The sequence below is a fragment of the Kineosporia sp. R_H_3 genome, assembly GCF_002198675.1.
GTDB lineage: Bacteria > Actinomycetota > Actinomycetes > Actinomycetales > Kineosporiaceae > R-H-3.
The window spans coordinates 1-15,656 of record NZ_MWLL01000207.1; the positions used below are offsets into that span (position 1 = coordinate 1).

The following is a 15,656-nucleotide window of genomic DNA, read 5'->3' on the forward strand; positions in this document are numbered from 1 at the left end:
GTGTGGGGTGGTCAGGGGCGGTGGGCGGTGGCCCAGGGGGAGACGACGGAGAAGGTGGTCGCGACCCGGGTGATCTCGTCGGGGGTGAGGCCCTGGGCGCGGCCGCCGGCGACGAGGTCCATGTACTCGTAGCGGGCGCCGGTCTCGGCGTACTCGATCCGGTCGACGGCGCGTGTCACCGACAGGTCGGAGCGGGCCATCACGCCGTGCTTGCTCCACAGGACGATCTCGTGGTCGCGGAGCCCGGAGACGTTGGCGGCCATCAGCTCGTCGGAGCCGGGGACCATGAACTCCAGGACGCCGATGCCTTGGGGGAGTGCGACGACGCTCTCGGGTTCCCAGCGCAGGATCTTCTGGTTCATCGTGGTGGTGTCGCGATAGGCCGGGACGTGGCTGAGGTAGGTCAGGTGCGGCGGCTGAGCGTGCACCACGGCGTGGAAGTCCAGGCCGCGACGGGCGACCTGGTCGTCGTGGACGGCGAGGTGGGAGTTCAGCTCGCTCGTGAGCTTCTCGAACAGTCGCCGGGGCGAGGTGTGCAGGGTCGCGGTAAGGCCACCGTCGTGGACGCGCAGCGCACCGACGTTGGCCGTCGGGTCGTCGGCGATCTGCCGCAACCGACGCCCGGATCCGGTGACCAGGACCAGTCCGCCGGCCAGCGAGGGGGCCGGCCACGGCAGGGTGACCTCCTCGGCGAGCGGGAACGCGCGACGGACCTCGACGGGCCACCCGAGGTAGGCCGAGATGTTGCCCGCGCCGGCCTCGCTGGCGTCGATCTCGCTGATCCGGGCGCCTGCGACGCCCATGCTCGCGAGCAGCTCGGTGAGGTCGGGGCGCAGGACGCTTGGTGTCGTGGTCGTCTGCTCAGTCGGTGCTGTCACAGCTGCCTGCTCTTCGTCGAAGTGTCTCGGGTAGGTGTGTCCGCCTTTGGGGGCCTCAGGTTGTGCCGGGGCAGGTCGCGGGAACTGGTCTCCCGGCAGCTTCTGCGGCCTGCCCCGGTGGTCCATGGGGACTACGCGCCCCAGCCGGCCTGGGTGCCGCCGACCCGGTCGGCGGCGATCTTCTCCAGGTAGCCGCTGCCGGCGAACGCCCTCATCGGGTCACCGGGCAGGCCGCGCTCCTCGCGCCACGCAGCCAGCGCGGGGCGGACGTCGGTCCAGAACGCGTCCATGAACACCTCGTTCGCCGCGAGGACGTCGTTCGCGTCCTGCGCCGCCTCGAGCGCCGCGCGGTCGAGCAGCAGCGCCCTCGCCGTCGCCTCGAGCACGTTGAGGACCGACCGGATCTGGCCCGGGATCTTCGCCTCGATGTTGTGGCACTGGTCGAGCATCAGCGCGACCTCGGACGACGGGTCGAGACCGCCGCCGCGGACGACCTCGACCATGATCCGGTACAGCTGGTACGGGTCCGNCCACGATGAGGTCGTCGTCGGCGTAGAACCGCGAGTTGAAGTCGAACGCCCCCAGCTTCCCCAGGCGCAGCAGCGTCGTGACGATCTGCTCGATGTTCGTCCCCGGCGCGTGGTGCCCGGTGTCCAGGCACACCATCGCCCGCTCCCCCAACGCGGTCACGTGGGCGAACGCCGTGCCCCAGTCGGGCACGTCGGTGGAGTAGAACGCCGGCTCGAAGAACTTGTACTCCAGCACCAGCCGCTGCTCCGGACCGAGCGCCGCGTAGATCTCCGCCAGCGAGGCCGCGAGGTTGTCCTGCCGGCGGCGCAGGTCGTTCTGCCCCGGGTAGTTCGCCCCGTCCGCGAGCCAGATCTTCAGGTCCCGCGACCCGGTCGCGTGCATGATCTCGATGCACTCCAGGTGGTGGTCGACCGCCTTGCGCCGCGCTCCGGCGTCGGACGACGTCAGCGACCCGAACTTGTACGCCTCGTCCTGGAACGTGTTCGAGTTCACCGTCCCCAGCGCGATCCCGAGGTCCTCGGCCTGCTTGCGCAGCACCGACCAGTCGTCGACCGTGTCCCACGGGATGTGCAGCGCCACCGACGGCGCGGCACCCGTGTACGCGTGCACCTGCGCGGCGTCCGCGAGCTTCTCCTGCACCGTCCGCGGCGTCCCCGCCGACGGCCACACCCGGAACCTCGTTCCCGAGTTCCCGAACGCCCACGACGGCAGCTCGATCGCCACCGTGGCCAGGGTGTCGGTGACGGCGGGGGGCAGGTCGGCCATGGTCGTCCTTTCGAGTTGGAGCCGCGGAGGTGCGCATGCGGAGTCGTCGGCGAGGGTCGCTGCGAGGCGGCGCGGTTGGCGCCGGTGGTGCGGTGCGGCTGCGGGCTGGGAGACCCGCAGCCGCACCGGATGGTGGGCCCCGGTGTGGCGGCTCAGCCCTTGACGGCGCCGGAGGTCATCCCGCTGACGATCTTGCCGTTGAACAGGATGAACACGAGCAGCGGCGGGATCGTGATGAGCAGGATGTTCATGAAGAGCAGGTTGTACTGGGTGCTGAACTGGCTGAGGAAGTTGTAGAGCGTGAGCTGGACGGTGGCGTTCTCGTCGCCGGGGGTGAAGTAGAGCGGGTTGACGAAGTCGTTGAAGATGAACACCGAGTTCGTCAGGACCGACGTGATCGTCACCGGGCGGAGCAGCGGCAGGATGACCCGGAAGAACAGCGCGAGGCCGGAGCAGCCGTCGATGGTGGCGGCCTCGTCGAGCTCGCGCGGGATCGAGGCGATGAACGCCCGGTAGAGCAGGATCGTGAACGACATCGAGAACGCGACCTCGACGACGATCAGGCCCGGGATGGTCTTGAACAGGTGCAGCTTCTGCAGCACCCAGATCGTCGGGACGATCGCCGGCGGGATGATGAGCCCGGACAGGATGAGCGCGTTGACGACGTTCGCGACCTTGCCGGGCCGGCGCTGCAGGACGAACGCGACCATCGCACAGAGCACGACGAGGATGGTCACGGCGACGACGGTGACGATGGTGGAGTTCTTGAAGGCGACCAGCAGCATGCCGTCCCGGGCGGCGAACACCTGTTTGATGTTGTCCATGACCGGCCAGGAGGTCGGCCAGGCGAACGTGAGGTCGCTGGACTGGAACTCGTCCTTGACCGCGGTCAGGACGATGAAGACGAACGGGATCACGAAGACGACCAGGGCGACGACCAGCGAGATCGCCTCGACCCCGAGGCGCCGGGCGCGGCCTGCGGGGCTGAGGGTGCGGCTGCTCACAGGTCCACCTCCCGGGAGTTGAAGTACCGGCTGAGCGGGAAGATGATGATCGACACCAGGACGAACAGGACGACGTTGCCCGCGGTCGACAGGCCGTAGAAGCCGGCCTGGTACTGCTTGTAGATCACCGAGGCGATGGTGTCGCTGGCGAAGCCGGGCCCGCCGCCGGTCATCGTCCAGATGAGGTCGAACGAGCGCAGGCCGCCGATGAACGACAGCAGGATCACCGTGAACGTCGCGGGCCGGGCCAGCGGGAGGGTGACGTTGCGGAACTGGGTCCAGCCGCCGCCGCCGTCCATCTCGACGGCCTCGTAGTAGTCGCGGGGGATGGACAGGATCCCGGCGATGTAGATGACGGTGGCCAGGCCGACGCCCTTCCAGACGTCGACGGCGGCGACGGACAGCAGGGCGGTGGTCGGGTTGCCGAGCCAGTCCGGGCCGGTGATCCCGACCTTGGCCAGGACGGTGTTGATGATCCCGAAGTCGGGCTGGAGCAGGACGCTGAAGGTGATCCCGACGGCGACGGTGCTGACCAGGACGGGGAAGAAGGTGAGCGCCCGCAGGATCGCCTTGAGGCGGATGCTCGAGGTGAGCAGGACCGCCAGCATCATCCCGAGGACGACCTTGAGCCCGCTCGTGGTCACGGCGTACACGAGGGTGTTGCGCAGGCTGGAGCGCAGGGACTGCTCGGAGAAGAACTGGCGGAAGTTGTCCAGGCCGATCCAGTGGGACTCGAACAGGTCCCACCGGGTGAAGGCGAAGTAGAACGAGATGACGGTCGGCAGGATGAAGAAGATGCCGTAGACGACCCCCGCGGGGGCGTAGAACCAGTACGAGTACGTGCGCTTGGTGGTCCCACGCACTCCCGACGTTCGCGCTCTCGCCGGGGTGGACCGGCCGGTCCCCGCGTCACCGCGGGGACCGACCGACCGGGCCTTGCCCGAAGGGGACTGCGTCACCACGAGGTCACCAGCCGGCCAGGCCCAGCTGCTTGGCCTGCTTGGTCACGTCGGCGTCGTACTGGGCCGCACCGTCCTTGGCGGACGTCTGGCCGGAGCCGACCGCGACACAGATCTGCTCCAGCGCCGGGCCCTTCACCGGCGACAGGAACTCCAGCGCCGGGGAGATGTTCCCGGCGTCGATGTACGCCTGCATGTCCTTGGCGACCGGCAGCGCGTCGACGGGGAGCGTGGCGCCCTTGATCAGGTACGGGCCGGTGGGCGGGACCGCGCTGGTGAACGCCTCGGCGCCGGCCGGAGAGGCGACGAAGGCGACGAACTTCTTCGCGGCGTCGATGTGCTTGCTCGTCTTCGGGATGTACTGCCCACCGGGCGTCCAGAGCGTCGCGCCCGAGGAGGCGGCGTCGTCGCCCGGGAGACCGAAGAAGCCAATCTTGGCGGCGTCAGCCGGGGGCAGGTTCGAGATCACGGTGGTGAGCATCGGGTACTGCGCGCCCTTGCCGGCCGCCAGGTACTTCATGCCCTGGTCGAAGGTCATCGACCCGGAGCTCCTGTTGACCCAGCCCTTGGCCTTGACCTCGGCGAGCTTCTCGAAGCCACGCAGCGCCGCGGCGTCGGTCGCGTACTTGACCTTGTTGGCGGTGTAGTCGGTGGCCCAGTTCGGGTTCGCCTTGGAGACGTTGTAGAAGTCGCCCAGGACCAGGAGCTGGGAGGTCCAGGTGTCCTTGTAGGTCTGGATCACCGGGTCGATCCCGGCTGCCTTGATCTTCTCGCTGTTGGCCTCGAACTCGGCCCAGGACTTCGGCACCGTCAGGCCGAGCTTGGAGTAGACGTCCTTGTTATACAGGATGCCGCCGCCGAAGGCGGTGCCCCACGGTGCGCCGTAGACCTTGCCGCCCTGGGTGACGGCCGGCAGGAACGACGGGTCGACGTCCTTGATGGCGGCGTCGCCCGTGAGGTCGACCAGGCTCTTCTCGGGCGCCAGGGCCTGCAGCAGGGACCCGGAGTTGTACCAGAAGACGTCCTCCATGACGCCGGTCGACAGCTTGGTCTTGACGAGGTTGTCGCCGTCACCGCCTCCGGGGCGGGTACTGAGCTTCACGGTGATGTCCGGGTTGGCCTTCTGGAACGCCGCGATCTCCGCGTTGGCCGCCTTGACGCTGCCCTCGCCGTTGTCGACGAGCAGCGTGATCTCGGTCTTGCTCGCGGCCGAACCGGCCGACGACGCCGAACCCGCGCCGGTCCCTGCGCTGCTGCCGCCGCCGCACGCCGTCAGCCCGAACAGGGCCGACCCGGCGAGCGCGGCGACCGCGAAGCGGTAGCGCTTGAGCTTCATGATGCCTCCGTTGATGTGATCTTGTGGATCGTTCCATGGAACTGCGGAGTACTTTCGTCGCCTCTCCAGTCCGCCGTCAAGGGTTCTCGGCAATCTGATTGCAACGTTTCAGACACGAGATCGAGGTGGATCATGTACCGAATGCCGGTTCTGAGGCCTTCTTCCGGTGCGGAGCACGTGACGGCGAGCACATTGCATCCAGCTCGCTGACGTGCCGTCGCCCCTGTCGGCCCGGCACGTTCTCCGGCGCCTGGGTCTGGTACGTTCCATGGAAAACGTGCGACGATGGCGCGAGCAGTCGGCCGACACGGAATCATCGTCGGGCGAGGTAGAGGAGGTCCGGCATGAGCGTCGACCGCGGCGGTCGCAGACGCGTGACGATCAACGACGTCGCGGCCCACTGCGGGGTGTCCTCGTCGGCGGTCTCCAACGTGCTGCGCGACGCCTACGGGGTGAGCCCTGAGATGCGCGCGAAGGTCCAGGCGGCCATCAAGGAGCTCGGATACCGCCCGCACGCAGGCGCCCGCGGGATGCGCGGGCGCAGCTACACCCTCGGCGTCCTCGTCCCCGACGTGCACAACCCGTACATCGCCGCCGTGATCGACTCGATCATGGGGCACATCGACGGCACCCAGTACGTCGTCATCATGGGGACCGGGCGCGCCACCGGCGCCGACCAGCGACGCACCGTGGAAGGCATGGTCGACCGCCAGGTCGACGGCCTGATCCTGATCTCCCCGGAGATGGCGCAGCCCTGGCTCGACGAGCTCGGGGCCGCCGTCCCGACCGTCGTCGTCGCCCGGCACGGCCGCTCCACCGTCTACGACTCGGTCGTCGGGGACGACGTCCACGGCGCGCACCTGGTGGTCGACCACCTGGTCGCCCTCGGCCACCGCCGGATCGCGCACATCGCCCACGGCGACGGCGGCCTGCGCGCACCGAACCTGCTCCCGCAGACGGCACGGCTGCGCGGCTACCGCGAGCGGATGCGCGAGCACGGCCTCGAAGGCTGCGTCACGGTCGCGACCACCGGGTACACCGAGGACGGCGGCTACACCGGGGCCATGACCCTGCTGCGGCAGGAACCCCGCCCGACCGCGATCTTCATCGGCGCGGACATCGCGGCGCTCGGAGTGCTCCGCGCCGCCGCCGAGTTGGGCCTGTCCGTCCCGCAGGACCTCTCGCTCGTCGCCTACGACAACTCCTCGATCGCCGCCGTCCCCCAGATCGACCTGTCGTCGGTCGACCAGGAGGCCCGCCTCGTGGGGGACACCGCCGCGCGGCTGCTGCTGGAGAGGATCGAGGGCAGGACCGCGCCGATGTCGCTGTCCATCACACCCAGCCTGGTCGTCCGCGGCTCCAGCGCCCCACCCGCCGACACCGGTGACGTCGCGACCGTGGCCTGACGCGCCGGCGCCCAGCGCTTCGACCCGTCGCGTGATCGGCCCAATGCCGGCCGACGCGTCGGCTGCCCATGGCGAAGACCCGAAGTCCGGAGGACACCTTGCCGACCCCGATCTACCAGGACGCCAGCCAGCCCGTCGAGGCCCGCCTCGAGGACCTGCTCGCGCGGATGACCCTGCCGGAGAAGGTCGGCCAGATGGTTCAGCTCGACGCTCGAGCCGACATCGTCACCGTGGTGTCCGACCAGCTCGCCGGGTCGATCCTGCACGCCTCGCCCTCGGTGATGAACGAGGCGATCCGGCTGGCCGCCGGCACCCGGCTCGGCATCCCGCTCCTGGTGGCCGACGACTGCATCCACGGCCACTCGTTCTGGCCAGGGGCCACGATCTTCCCCACCCAGCTCGCGATGGCCTGCACCTGGGATGCCGACCTCCTCGAGCGCGCCGCCCGCGCCACGGCCGTCGAGGTCGCCGCGACCGGCATCCACTGGACTTTCTCGCCCGTCCTGTGCATCACCCGGGACCTACGGTGGGGACGGGTCAACGAGACCTTCGGCGAGGACCCGGTCCTCATCGGCGAGCTCGGCGCCGCGATGATCCGTGGATACCAGGGATCCGGGCTCGACGACCCCACCGCGATCCTGGCCTGTGCCAAGCACTTCGCGGGCTACTCCGAGACCCAGGGCGGCCGGGACGCCAGCGAGGCCGACATCAGCCGCCGCAAGCTGCGCTCCTGGTTCCTGCCGCCGTTCGAGCGTGCCGTCCGCGAAGGTTGCCGCACCTTCATGCTCGGCTACCAGGCTATGGACGGCGTCCCCATCACCTTGAACCGGTGGCTCCTCGACGAGGTCCTCAAGCAGGAGTGGGGTTTCACCGGCACCCTCGTCACCGACTGGGACAACGTCGGACGGATGGTCTGGGAGCAGAAGGTCTGCGCCGACATCACCGAAGCCGCCGCCCGTGCGGTGAACGCCGGCAACGACCTCGTGATGACCACCCCCTCGTTCATCGACGGCGCCCTTGCGGCCATCGAGGCAGGAACCCTTCACGTCGACGCGATTGACGCCGCTGTCCGGCGGATCCTGCGCCTGAAGTTCGAGCTCGGCCTCTTCGAAGACCCNCAGAAGGTCATCGGCAGCACGACCCACCGCGCCCTCAACCTCGAGGTCGCCCGCCGGAGCCTCGTCCTGCTGCGCAACGACGGCACGCTCCCGATCGACGGCGGCCTCACCAGACCCGACCAGGCCCACGACCCGATCAGCGGCACCAACGACGCCGGACGCGCCGTGTCGACAGGCCCGGCACGCACCGTCGCGGTGATCGGACCGAATGCCGACGACCCGCACGCACTGCTCGGGGACTGGGCCGGAGCATCCGGCCAAGTCGACTGGATGCGGGACGGGCACCCGCGGGACACCGTCGACACCGTGCTCGACGGGCTACGTGCCCTCGTCCCCGACACGTGGACCGTCACCCACGCCCGCGGCGCCGACATCGGCTCCCTCGTCGCAGTTCCCGACGCCGGCCCGCTTCCGGACGGACAGCCCAGGCCGGCCGTCCTCGTCCCGGCCGCCCCGGACCCGGCCCTCATCGACGAAGCCGTAGCCGCCACCGCAGCCGCCGACATCGCGGTCGTCGTCCTCGGCGACAGCATCGCGCTCACCGGAGAAGGCAGATCGACCGCCACCCTCGAACTCATCGGCGCTCAGATCGCCCTCCTGGACGCGCTCGTCGAGACCGGGACGCCCATGGTCCTCGTCCTCGTGCACTCCAAGCCCTGCGTCCTGCCGCAGTCCGCCACACGCGTCGCCGCCCTCATCGAAGCGTTCAACCCGGGGATGCGCGGCGGCACTGCCATCGCCGAGCTCATCCTCGGCCTCATCGAACCCAGCGGCCGGCTACCCCTGACCGTGCCCCGACACGTCGGGCAGCAGCCCAGCTACTACAACCAGATCCGCGGCCAGCACGGCGACCGCTACGCCGACCTCACCCAGGACCCCCTGTTCGCCTTCGGCGAGGGCCTGTCCTACACCACCCTCGAGTACCGCAACCTCTTCCTCGAGGACGACCTCGTCCCCACCGACGGAACCATCAAGGCCCGGCTCGAGCTCACCAACAACGGGAGGCGACCGGCACTCGAAACCGTGCAGGCCTACATCAGCGACCTCGTCACCAGCGCAACCTGGGCCGAGCAGGAACTCAAAGCCTGGACTCAGGTCACCGTGCCCCCTGGCGCGTCGGTTCCAGTCACGCTCCAGGTGCCGGCGTCCGACTGCACCATCGTCGACGCCGATGGGCACAGGGTCGTCGAACCCGGCCGGTTCCAGCTCCGCGTCGGCCGCAGCTCCCGGCCCTCCGCCCACCTCACCGCCGAATTCGAAATCTTCGCCGCGGACGACTCAGCGGTCTGATCGAACTTCCGACCGTCAATCGGACGATCACTTCTGGGCGGGTCCGAACGAGTTCGTCGTCGTGCCTGGTCAGCGACCGCATGACCTGTTCCGGCGCGGACACTGAGCCGCTGCCCGTGGGCGCACTATGGGCGTGATCTTGAAGAATCGGCTGTCCGGTGGCGTCCGGCTGTCTCCGGTGGTCGTCGACCGCCACGGAGGCCCTGAGAACGAGAAAGGGCCTGTGACCAGCGGCGATGCTTCGCGTTTTCGCTGATCAGAGGCCCTTTTGCGGTGGCCAGGGNGTCGTCGTCTGGTGAGGATCTTCTGGGCGTCTCCTGGGCGAGAATCACCGCAACCTGTCGGCGCTTGTCGCGGCTACCCGGACTGCATGTTGGGCCTCGCCTCCGGGGTCCGTGGAGGTCGATATGACCTCGGTCGCTCCGTCTACCCCGGGGCCCTGTCGACTGCGCGGTCTCAGCCCGGCCGGAGGACCGTGCGGTAGGCCGGTGCCGAGTCAGCCGGTCGCTCGACCGTCACGAGCGTTGCACGTCCGCTACTCCCCACGTCGTCGGCCCACGCGGGCGGTCGTGCGACGGACGATCAGCGCCGGGGGAAGGACGATCTCGCGGCGCTCCGCCCGGGTGCCGTCGAGGCGTTCCATGACGGCCTGGATGGCCAGTCGCGCCTGCTCGGCGGAGGACTGGTCGACGGTCGTCAGCTCGATGAGGGCATGGCGGGCCTGGAGGCTGTCGTCGAATCCCGCGACCGAGATCTCGCCCGGGACGTCGATGCCGCGGCGGGCGAGGGCGTCCAGGACGCCGACGGCACAGCGGTCGTTGTACGTGGCGACCGCTGTGACGTCGACGCCGGCGGAGTGGCCGAGGAGGTCGGTGACGGCGCGGGCGCCGTCCTCCTCGGTCATGCCGCCGGGCAGGACGACCGGCTCGAGCCGGTGCCGGGTCATCGCGGCGCGGTAGGCGCGGCGCCGCAGGGCGGCGATGGCGCCGCTTCCGCCGTCGAGATGGGCGATCCGGCGGTGACCGAGGGCGACCAGGTGGTCGATGACGTCGTGGACGCCGCGCTCGTCGTCGCACCGGACGACGTCCGCGCCCGGCAGGTCGACCTTGCGGCCGACGACGACGGCGGGCACGTTGCCGATGATCGCGGCCAGCTGTGCTGCGGGCATCGTCGGGCCGACGAGAACCAGCGCCTCGCAACGGAAGTCGATGAGCGTCTCGATGGCCCGACGCTCGTGGCTGTAGCCGGTCATGCTGCCGAGGACGATGTCGTAGCCGTGCTTCTCGGCTATCGGCTGGATGAGGTCCGCGAGCTCGCCGTGGAACAGGTTGCTCGGCAGCATCGTGACGCCGAGTAGCCGGGTCCGGCGCTTGGCGAGCAGGGTGGCACTGCGGTTGGGGCGGTAGCCGAGCCGGTCGGCGACCGCGATGACACGGGACGTGGTCGCCGCGCTCGGCCCGGCCCCGCCGTTGAAGACTTTCGACACGAGCCCCTTGGAGACGCCGGCGGCCGCGGCGACGTCCTGGATCGTCGGTCTCCGCGTAGCGGCGGACCCGGCTGTCTCGCTCGGCATGGCGTCACCTTAGGGGTCGAGGAATGTCAGAACAAACACTTGACAGGTGGGTGACCTGGACCACATAGTCTCGGTCACCGATGTAAACCGGTTTCCAAGTTCAACCGGTTTCCAGGCCTCAGGCAAGGGCCTGGCGCCGGGCTCTGTATTCCCACCGGAACCGTCACCGCACCGAGGAGCCACCCATGTCCCAGGACCGCATCGGAGTCGCCGTCATCGGCGCCGGGATGGCCGGCCGTTCTCACGCGGCCGGCTACCGTTCCGCGACGACGTGCTACGAGGCGGGCCTGCCTCCGGTGGACCTTGTCGCCGTCGCCGACGTCAACTCCGACTTCGCCGAGCAGACCGCACGCCGCTTCGGGTACTCGCGCGCCGAGACGTCGTGGCAGGCGGTCGCCGCGGCAGACGACATCGACGTCGTGAGCGTGGTGGTCGCCAACCACCTGCACCGCGAGGTCGTCGAGGGACTGCTGGCCGCAGGCAAGCACATCCTGTGCGAGAAGCCGTTCGCCCCGACGATCGCCGACGCCGAGGCGATGGTCGCGGCCGCAGCGGCCCGGCCGGACCTGCAGACGGCCGTCGGGTTCACCTTCCGTCGCTCGCCCGCGATCGCCGCCGTCAAGGCCCGGGTCGAGGACGGCTCGATGGGGCGCCCGCTGCACTTCAACGGCCACTACTGGTGCGACTACGGCAACGACCCCGCCGGCCCGATGAGCTGGCGCTACAAGGGCGGCCCCGGTTCGGGGGCGCTGGCCGACATCGGCAGCCACCTCGTCGACCTCGCCGAGTTCGTGTGCGGCCCGATCGAGTCCGTCCGCGGCTCGGTCCTGTCGACCTTCGTCACCGAGCGGGCCCTGCCGCTGGGCAACGCGGTCGGGCACGCCGCGGCCGCCCTGAGCGACGTCGTCGAGCCTGTCGAGAACGAGGACCTCGTCACCTTCACCGCCACCTTCGCCTCGGGGGCCACCGCCACGATGTCGGCCTCGCGGGTGGCGATCGGCCTGGCCAACTCCCTCGGCTTCGAGCTGTTCGCCGAGAACGCCGCCGCGACCTTCGACCTGGTCCGCGCCGGCGAGTTCGGCTACATGGACAAGTCCGTCACCGGGCCGACCGCCGGCTACCGGCAGGTCGTCGTCGGACCCGCTCACCCGTACCTCACCGGAGGGCTGGCGATGGACTTCCCGGGTGTCGGCTACGGCCAGAACGACCTGTTCGTGTTCCAGGCCCGCGCGTTCCTCGAGCAGGTCGCCGGCCTGGACCGGCTGCCCAAGGTGCCCTCCTTCGAGCACGGCCTGCGCAACCTGCGGCTCCTGCAGGCCATCACCGAGTCCGCCCTCAGCGGCGGCACCGAGGTCAAGGTCCCCTGACCGGCACCCGCGCGCCCGTAGGCCCGGCCGACGGGCGCGCGCTCCCCGGGGCCGGTCACCACCCGAGACCCGCACCGGATGCACCAGCACCAGCTCCTCGATCACCGGCGTGACCCGCCGGCCGCGGGGGGTGAACGGAATCCCGCACGGCCCGCACGGCACCTCCCCTGACCAGCGACCGGACCAGGCGTGCCTCGCCTGACCACCGCCAGACCCGACACAGGAGTCCCCCAGATGAAGGGCACCCTCGCCCACCGGCGACCCTCCACCCGCACCCGCACGGCCGTCGTCGGCCTGCTCGCCGCCGCGGCCCTGACCGCCTGCAGCAGCGGCGCCACCTCCAGCGGCGGCTCCAGCAGCACCTCCGCCGCACCGGCCGGCGGCTCGGCCACGAGCGCGGCCCCGGCCGCCGGCTCGGGCGGCAGCAGCAACATCTCGATCTTCGTCGTCGGCGGCAAGTCCGACGACCCGTTCTGGTCCAAGGTCAAGCGTGGCGTCGACGACGCCGCCAAGGTCGTCGAGGCGGCCGGTGGCAAGGTGACCTGGCTCGGCCCGCAGAACTACGACAACCTCGGCCCCGACGCCGCCAAGCTCATCCTGTCCGCGAAGAGCCAGGGCGCCACCGCGCTCATCGGTGCCGACTGGGTCCCGGACGCGCAGAACCAGGCGTTCAAGACGCTCACCGACGCCGGTATCCCGGTCTTCCTGTACAACGCCGGTGGCGTGACCGAGGCGAAGAACATCGGTGCCCTGTCCTACGTCGGCTCCGAGGAGGAGCTCGCCGGCAAGGCCGGTGGGGAGTTCTTCGGCACGAACGGCGCGAAGAACGTCCTGTGCGTCAACACCCTGCCCGGCGCGGCCAACACCGAGGCCCGCTGCAAGGGCGTCAGCGAGGGCATCTCCGCCTCGGGCGGGAAGTCCAGCCAGCTGCCGCTGCCGTCGTCGAACTTCGGCAACCCGACGGCCGTCACGCAGGCCATCAAGGCGGCCCTGCTCAAGGACCCGAGCATCGACGGCGTCGTCACGATCGCCACCCAGGACGCCGACAGCGCGGCCGCCGCGATCGACCAGGCCGAGGCCACCGGCAAGGTCAAGCTCGGCACCTTCGACATGGACGACAACCAGCTGTCCCGGATCAAGGACGGCAAGCAGCTGTTCTGCATCGACCAGCAGCCCTACCTGCAGGGCTACCTCGCGGTCTCCCAGGCCTACGCGTACAACGCCTACGGCCTGCGCGTCGCCCAGGAGTCCGTCCTCACCGGCCCGGCCATCGTCAGCAAGGACAACGTCGACGCCGCCATCTCCGGCGTCAAGGCCGGCGTCCGCTGACCTGACGAGCTGGCGGCGGGGTCGCGAGCCCTGCGACCCCGCCCGCCAGGTCCGTCTGCTCGTCCCGCTCGCACCCCCACGAAGGTGGTACGACCCGCCATGTCCGCACAGCTCTCCGAAGCCCGGCCGCAGGCGCCGTCCGGTGCCGCGCCCCGCCCGCCGTCCCCCCTGTCGATCCGTGGTCTGGTCTACCGGCCCGAGGCCGGCGCCCTGATCGGAACCCTCGGGGTCTTCGTCTTCTTCGCCGTCTTCGGCGGCAGCAAGTTCCTCGCCGCCGGCGGCACCGCCAGCTGGCTCAACGTCGCCGCCGAGCTCGGCATCATCGCCATCCCCGTCGGCCTGCTCATGGTCGCCGGCGAGCTCGACCTGTCCGTCGGGTCGGTCCTCGCGTCCAGCTCCATGACGCTGGCGATCGTCTCCGGCCACTGGGGCGGCCCGATGATCCTCGGCATCGTCCTCGCGCTCGCCGCCGGCGTCGTCACCGGCCTGCTCAACGGGCTGCTCGTGACCCGGACCAACGTGCCGTCCTTCGTCGTCACCCTCGCCACCAACTTCGGGATGGCCGGCCTCACCCTGGGCCTGTCCCGCGTCATCACCGGGACCACGAGCGTCGGGATCAAGCCCGACCCGGCCTCGAAGGCGGTCTTCGGGACCCTCATCGGCGGCCAGTTCGAGGTGGCGATCTTCTGGTGGCTCGCCGTCGCGGCCGTGGTCGCCTGGGTCCTTCAGATGACCAAGTACGGCAACTGGGTCCTCGCCGTCGGCGGTGACCCGGTCAGCGCCCGCGCCTGCGGCATCCCGACCGAACGGCTCAAGGTCGTCCTCTACGTCGCCTCCGGCTTCGGCGCCGCACTTGTGGGGGTCATCCAGACCTGCCTCTACAACGGCGCCCAGGTCGCCAACGGCCAGTCCTTCGTCTTCAACTCGATCATCGCCGTCGTCGTCGGCGGTGTCCTGCTCACCGGCGGCTACGGCTCCGTCATCGGCGTCATCCTCGGCACCCTGACCTTCGCCATCGTCAACCAGGGCATCTACTACACCGGCTGGAACGCCGACTGGGCCAGCTTCATCCTCGGCGTCCTCATCCTTGCCGCCGTCCTCATGAACAACACCTTCCGCCGTCTCGCACTGTCCGCCCGTGCCGGGAAGAAGGCCTGACATGAACCAGCCCACGCCACCCGCCGCGACCACCCCGATCCTGCGGCTCGCCGACGTCAGCAAGACCTTCGTCGGCACCAACGCCCTCCAGGACATCTCCCTCGAGGTTCACGCCGGCCAGGTCCTGTGCCTGCTCGGCGACAACGGCGCCGGAAAGTCCACCCTCATCAAGATCCTCTCGGGGTTCCACGCCCCGACCACCGGCACGATGGAGGTCGACGGCGAACCGGTCGTCTTCAAGAGCCCCCGCGACGCCAGCGACCGCGGCATCGCCACGGTCCACCAGTTCGGCGGCACCTTCCCGCTCATGAGCGTCGGCCGCTCGTTCTGGGTCGGGGTCGAGCCGAGCAAGGGCCGGGGACCGCTGAAGTGGTTCGACAAGAAGTTCGCCGGTGAGGTCGCCGTCCGCGAGATGCGCTCCCTCGGCATCACCCGGGTCACCGACGGCAATCGGCTCGTCGGCTCCCTCTCCGGCGGCGAACGACAGACCCTCGCGATCGCCCGCGCCGTCTACTTCGGCGCGAAGGTGCTCATCCTCGACGAGCCCACCGCCGCCCTCGGGGTCAAGGAGGCCAGCCATGTCCTGCGGATCATCATGCAGGCCAGGGCCAAGGGCATCGCCGTCGTCTTCGTCACCCACAACGTGCTGCACGCGATGATGGTCGGCGACCACTTCGCCGTCCTCATCCACGGCCGCAAGGCCGACGACTTCCACAAGGGCGAGCGCACCCGCGAGCAGATCACCGACCTGATGGCCGGCGGCGAGGCGATGGCCGAGCTCGAGGCCGAGCTCGACAAGCTCCAGGCCGGGGCGTGACGCCGTGAAGCTGGCTCTGGACCCTTACATGCTGCGGCGCGTGCCGCTGCTCGAGCTGCCCGGTGTGGTGGCGGACCTGGGGTACGAGTGGATCGAGCTGAGTCCGCGTGAGGACTTCATGCCGT

At 69.9% G+C, this 15,656-nt stretch carries 11 protein-coding genes and 4 pseudogenes; 8 read left to right on the forward strand and 7 right to left on the reverse strand.

Annotation, left to right across the window (positions count from 1 at the left end):
* Positions 1-11: 11 nt before the first annotated feature.
* From ECOMGDLI_RS26005 to ECOMGDLI_RS26025, 6 genes and pseudogenes are all read right to left on the reverse strand, one after another.
* The gene (locus tag ECOMGDLI_RS26005; protein WP_198955189.1) at positions 12-878 is read right to left on the reverse strand and encodes a class II aldolase/adducin family protein; all 867 of its coding nucleotides are present in this window, start codon (positions 876-878) and stop codon (positions 12-14) included.
* Positions 879-1,009: 131 nt separating this feature from the next.
* Positions 1,010-1,407, reverse strand: a pseudogene (locus tag ECOMGDLI_RS37015) (rhamnose isomerase); the annotation flags it as partial.
* Position 1,408: 1 nt separating this feature from the next.
* Positions 1,409-2,174 (reverse strand): annotated as a pseudogene (locus ECOMGDLI_RS37020) (TIM barrel protein); the annotation flags it as partial.
* Between the two features lie 152 nt (positions 2,175-2,326).
* Entirely contained in the window at positions 2,327-3,178 is an 852-nt protein-coding gene (locus ECOMGDLI_RS26015; RefSeq protein ID WP_198955192.1) for a carbohydrate ABC transporter permease, read from the reverse strand.
* Complete coding sequence (locus tag ECOMGDLI_RS26020) at positions 3,175-4,041, reverse strand: carbohydrate ABC transporter permease (protein ID WP_088319751.1); 867 nt, start codon at positions 4,039-4,041, stop codon at positions 3,175-3,177. Before ECOMGDLI_RS26020 ends, ECOMGDLI_RS26015 begins: the two co-directional genes overlap by 4 nt.
* A 103-nt stretch (positions 4,042-4,144) precedes the next feature.
* Positions 4,145-5,473, reverse strand: coding sequence for an ABC transporter substrate-binding protein (locus ECOMGDLI_RS26025; RefSeq protein WP_088319752.1), 1,329 nt, complete (start codon positions 5,471-5,473; stop codon positions 4,145-4,147).
* Positions 5,474-5,817: 344 nt separating this feature from the next.
* Between ECOMGDLI_RS26025 and ECOMGDLI_RS26030 the strand changes: the two genes are divergently transcribed.
* The 3 genes and pseudogenes from ECOMGDLI_RS26030 to ECOMGDLI_RS37030 all read left to right on the forward strand — a co-directional run.
* Positions 5,818-6,879, forward strand: coding sequence for a LacI family DNA-binding transcriptional regulator (locus ECOMGDLI_RS26030; RefSeq protein ID WP_088319753.1), 1,062 nt, complete (start codon positions 5,818-5,820; stop codon positions 6,877-6,879).
* A 68-nt stretch (positions 6,880-6,947) separates the two neighbouring features.
* A partial coding sequence (locus ECOMGDLI_RS37025; protein WP_369812792.1) for a glycoside hydrolase family 3 protein occupies positions 6,948-7,996 on the forward strand: 1,049 nt, incomplete at its 3' end.
* 1 nt (position 7,997) lies between these two features.
* Positions 7,998-9,287, forward strand: a pseudogene (locus ECOMGDLI_RS37030) (glycoside hydrolase family 3 C-terminal domain-containing protein); the annotation flags it as partial.
* Positions 9,288-9,822: 535 nt separating this feature from the next.
* Here ECOMGDLI_RS37030 and ECOMGDLI_RS26040 read toward each other — a convergent pair.
* Positions 9,823-10,860, reverse strand: coding sequence for a LacI family DNA-binding transcriptional regulator (locus ECOMGDLI_RS26040; RefSeq protein ID WP_088319755.1), 1,038 nt, complete (start codon positions 10,858-10,860; stop codon positions 9,823-9,825).
* A 185-nt stretch (positions 10,861-11,045) separates the two neighbouring features.
* Here ECOMGDLI_RS26040 and ECOMGDLI_RS26045 point away from each other — a divergent pair, with 185 nt between their 5' ends.
* From ECOMGDLI_RS26045 to ECOMGDLI_RS37035, 5 genes and pseudogenes are all read left to right on the forward strand, one after another.
* A complete protein-coding gene (locus tag ECOMGDLI_RS26045) occupies positions 11,046-12,227 on the forward strand; it encodes a Gfo/Idh/MocA family protein (protein WP_088319756.1) in 1,182 nt (393 codons plus the stop codon).
* Between the two features lie 234 nt (positions 12,228-12,461).
* Positions 12,462-13,556, forward strand: a complete 1,095-nt coding sequence (locus tag ECOMGDLI_RS26050) for a sugar ABC transporter substrate-binding protein (RefSeq protein ID WP_088319757.1) — start codon at positions 12,462-12,464, stop codon at positions 13,554-13,556.
* A 99-nt stretch (positions 13,557-13,655) separates the two neighbouring features.
* Positions 13,656-14,714, forward strand: a complete 1,059-nt coding sequence (locus ECOMGDLI_RS26055) for an ABC transporter permease (protein WP_088319758.1) — start codon at positions 13,656-13,658, stop codon at positions 14,712-14,714.
* A gap of 1 nt (position 14,715) precedes the next feature.
* Complete coding sequence (locus ECOMGDLI_RS26060) at positions 14,716-15,531, forward strand: ATP-binding cassette domain-containing protein (RefSeq protein ID WP_088319759.1); 816 nt, start codon at positions 14,716-14,718, stop codon at positions 15,529-15,531.
* 4 nt (positions 15,532-15,535) lie between these two features.
* Positions 15,536-15,656 (forward strand): annotated as a pseudogene (locus ECOMGDLI_RS37035) (sugar phosphate isomerase/epimerase); the annotation flags it as partial.

Excerpts from the sequence above, each read along its gene's own strand:
- ECOMGDLI_RS26025 (WP_088319752.1), bottom strand. The coding sequence starts at position 5,473 with ATGAAGCTCAAGCGCTACCGCTTCGCGGTCGCCGCGCTCGCCGGGTCG.
- ECOMGDLI_RS26030 (WP_088319753.1), top strand. The coding sequence starts at position 5,818 with ATGAGCGTCGACCGCGGCGGTCGCAGACGCGTGACGATCAACGACGTC.
- ECOMGDLI_RS26050 (WP_088319757.1), top strand. The coding sequence starts at position 12,462 with ATGAAGGGCACCCTCGCCCACCGGCGACCCTCCACCCGCACCCGCACG.
- ECOMGDLI_RS26055 (WP_088319758.1), top strand. The coding sequence starts at position 13,656 with ATGTCCGCACAGCTCTCCGAAGCCCGGCCGCAGGCGCCGTCCGGTGCC.
- ECOMGDLI_RS26045 (WP_088319756.1), top strand. The coding sequence starts at position 11,046 with ATGTCCCAGGACCGCATCGGAGTCGCCGTCATCGGCGCCGGGATGGCC.
- ECOMGDLI_RS26060 (WP_088319759.1), top strand. The coding sequence starts at position 14,716 with ATGAACCAGCCCACGCCACCCGCCGCGACCACCCCGATCCTGCGGCTC.
- ECOMGDLI_RS26040 (WP_088319755.1), bottom strand. The coding sequence starts at position 10,860 with ATGCCGAGCGAGACAGCCGGGTCCGCCGCTACGCGGAGACCGACGATC.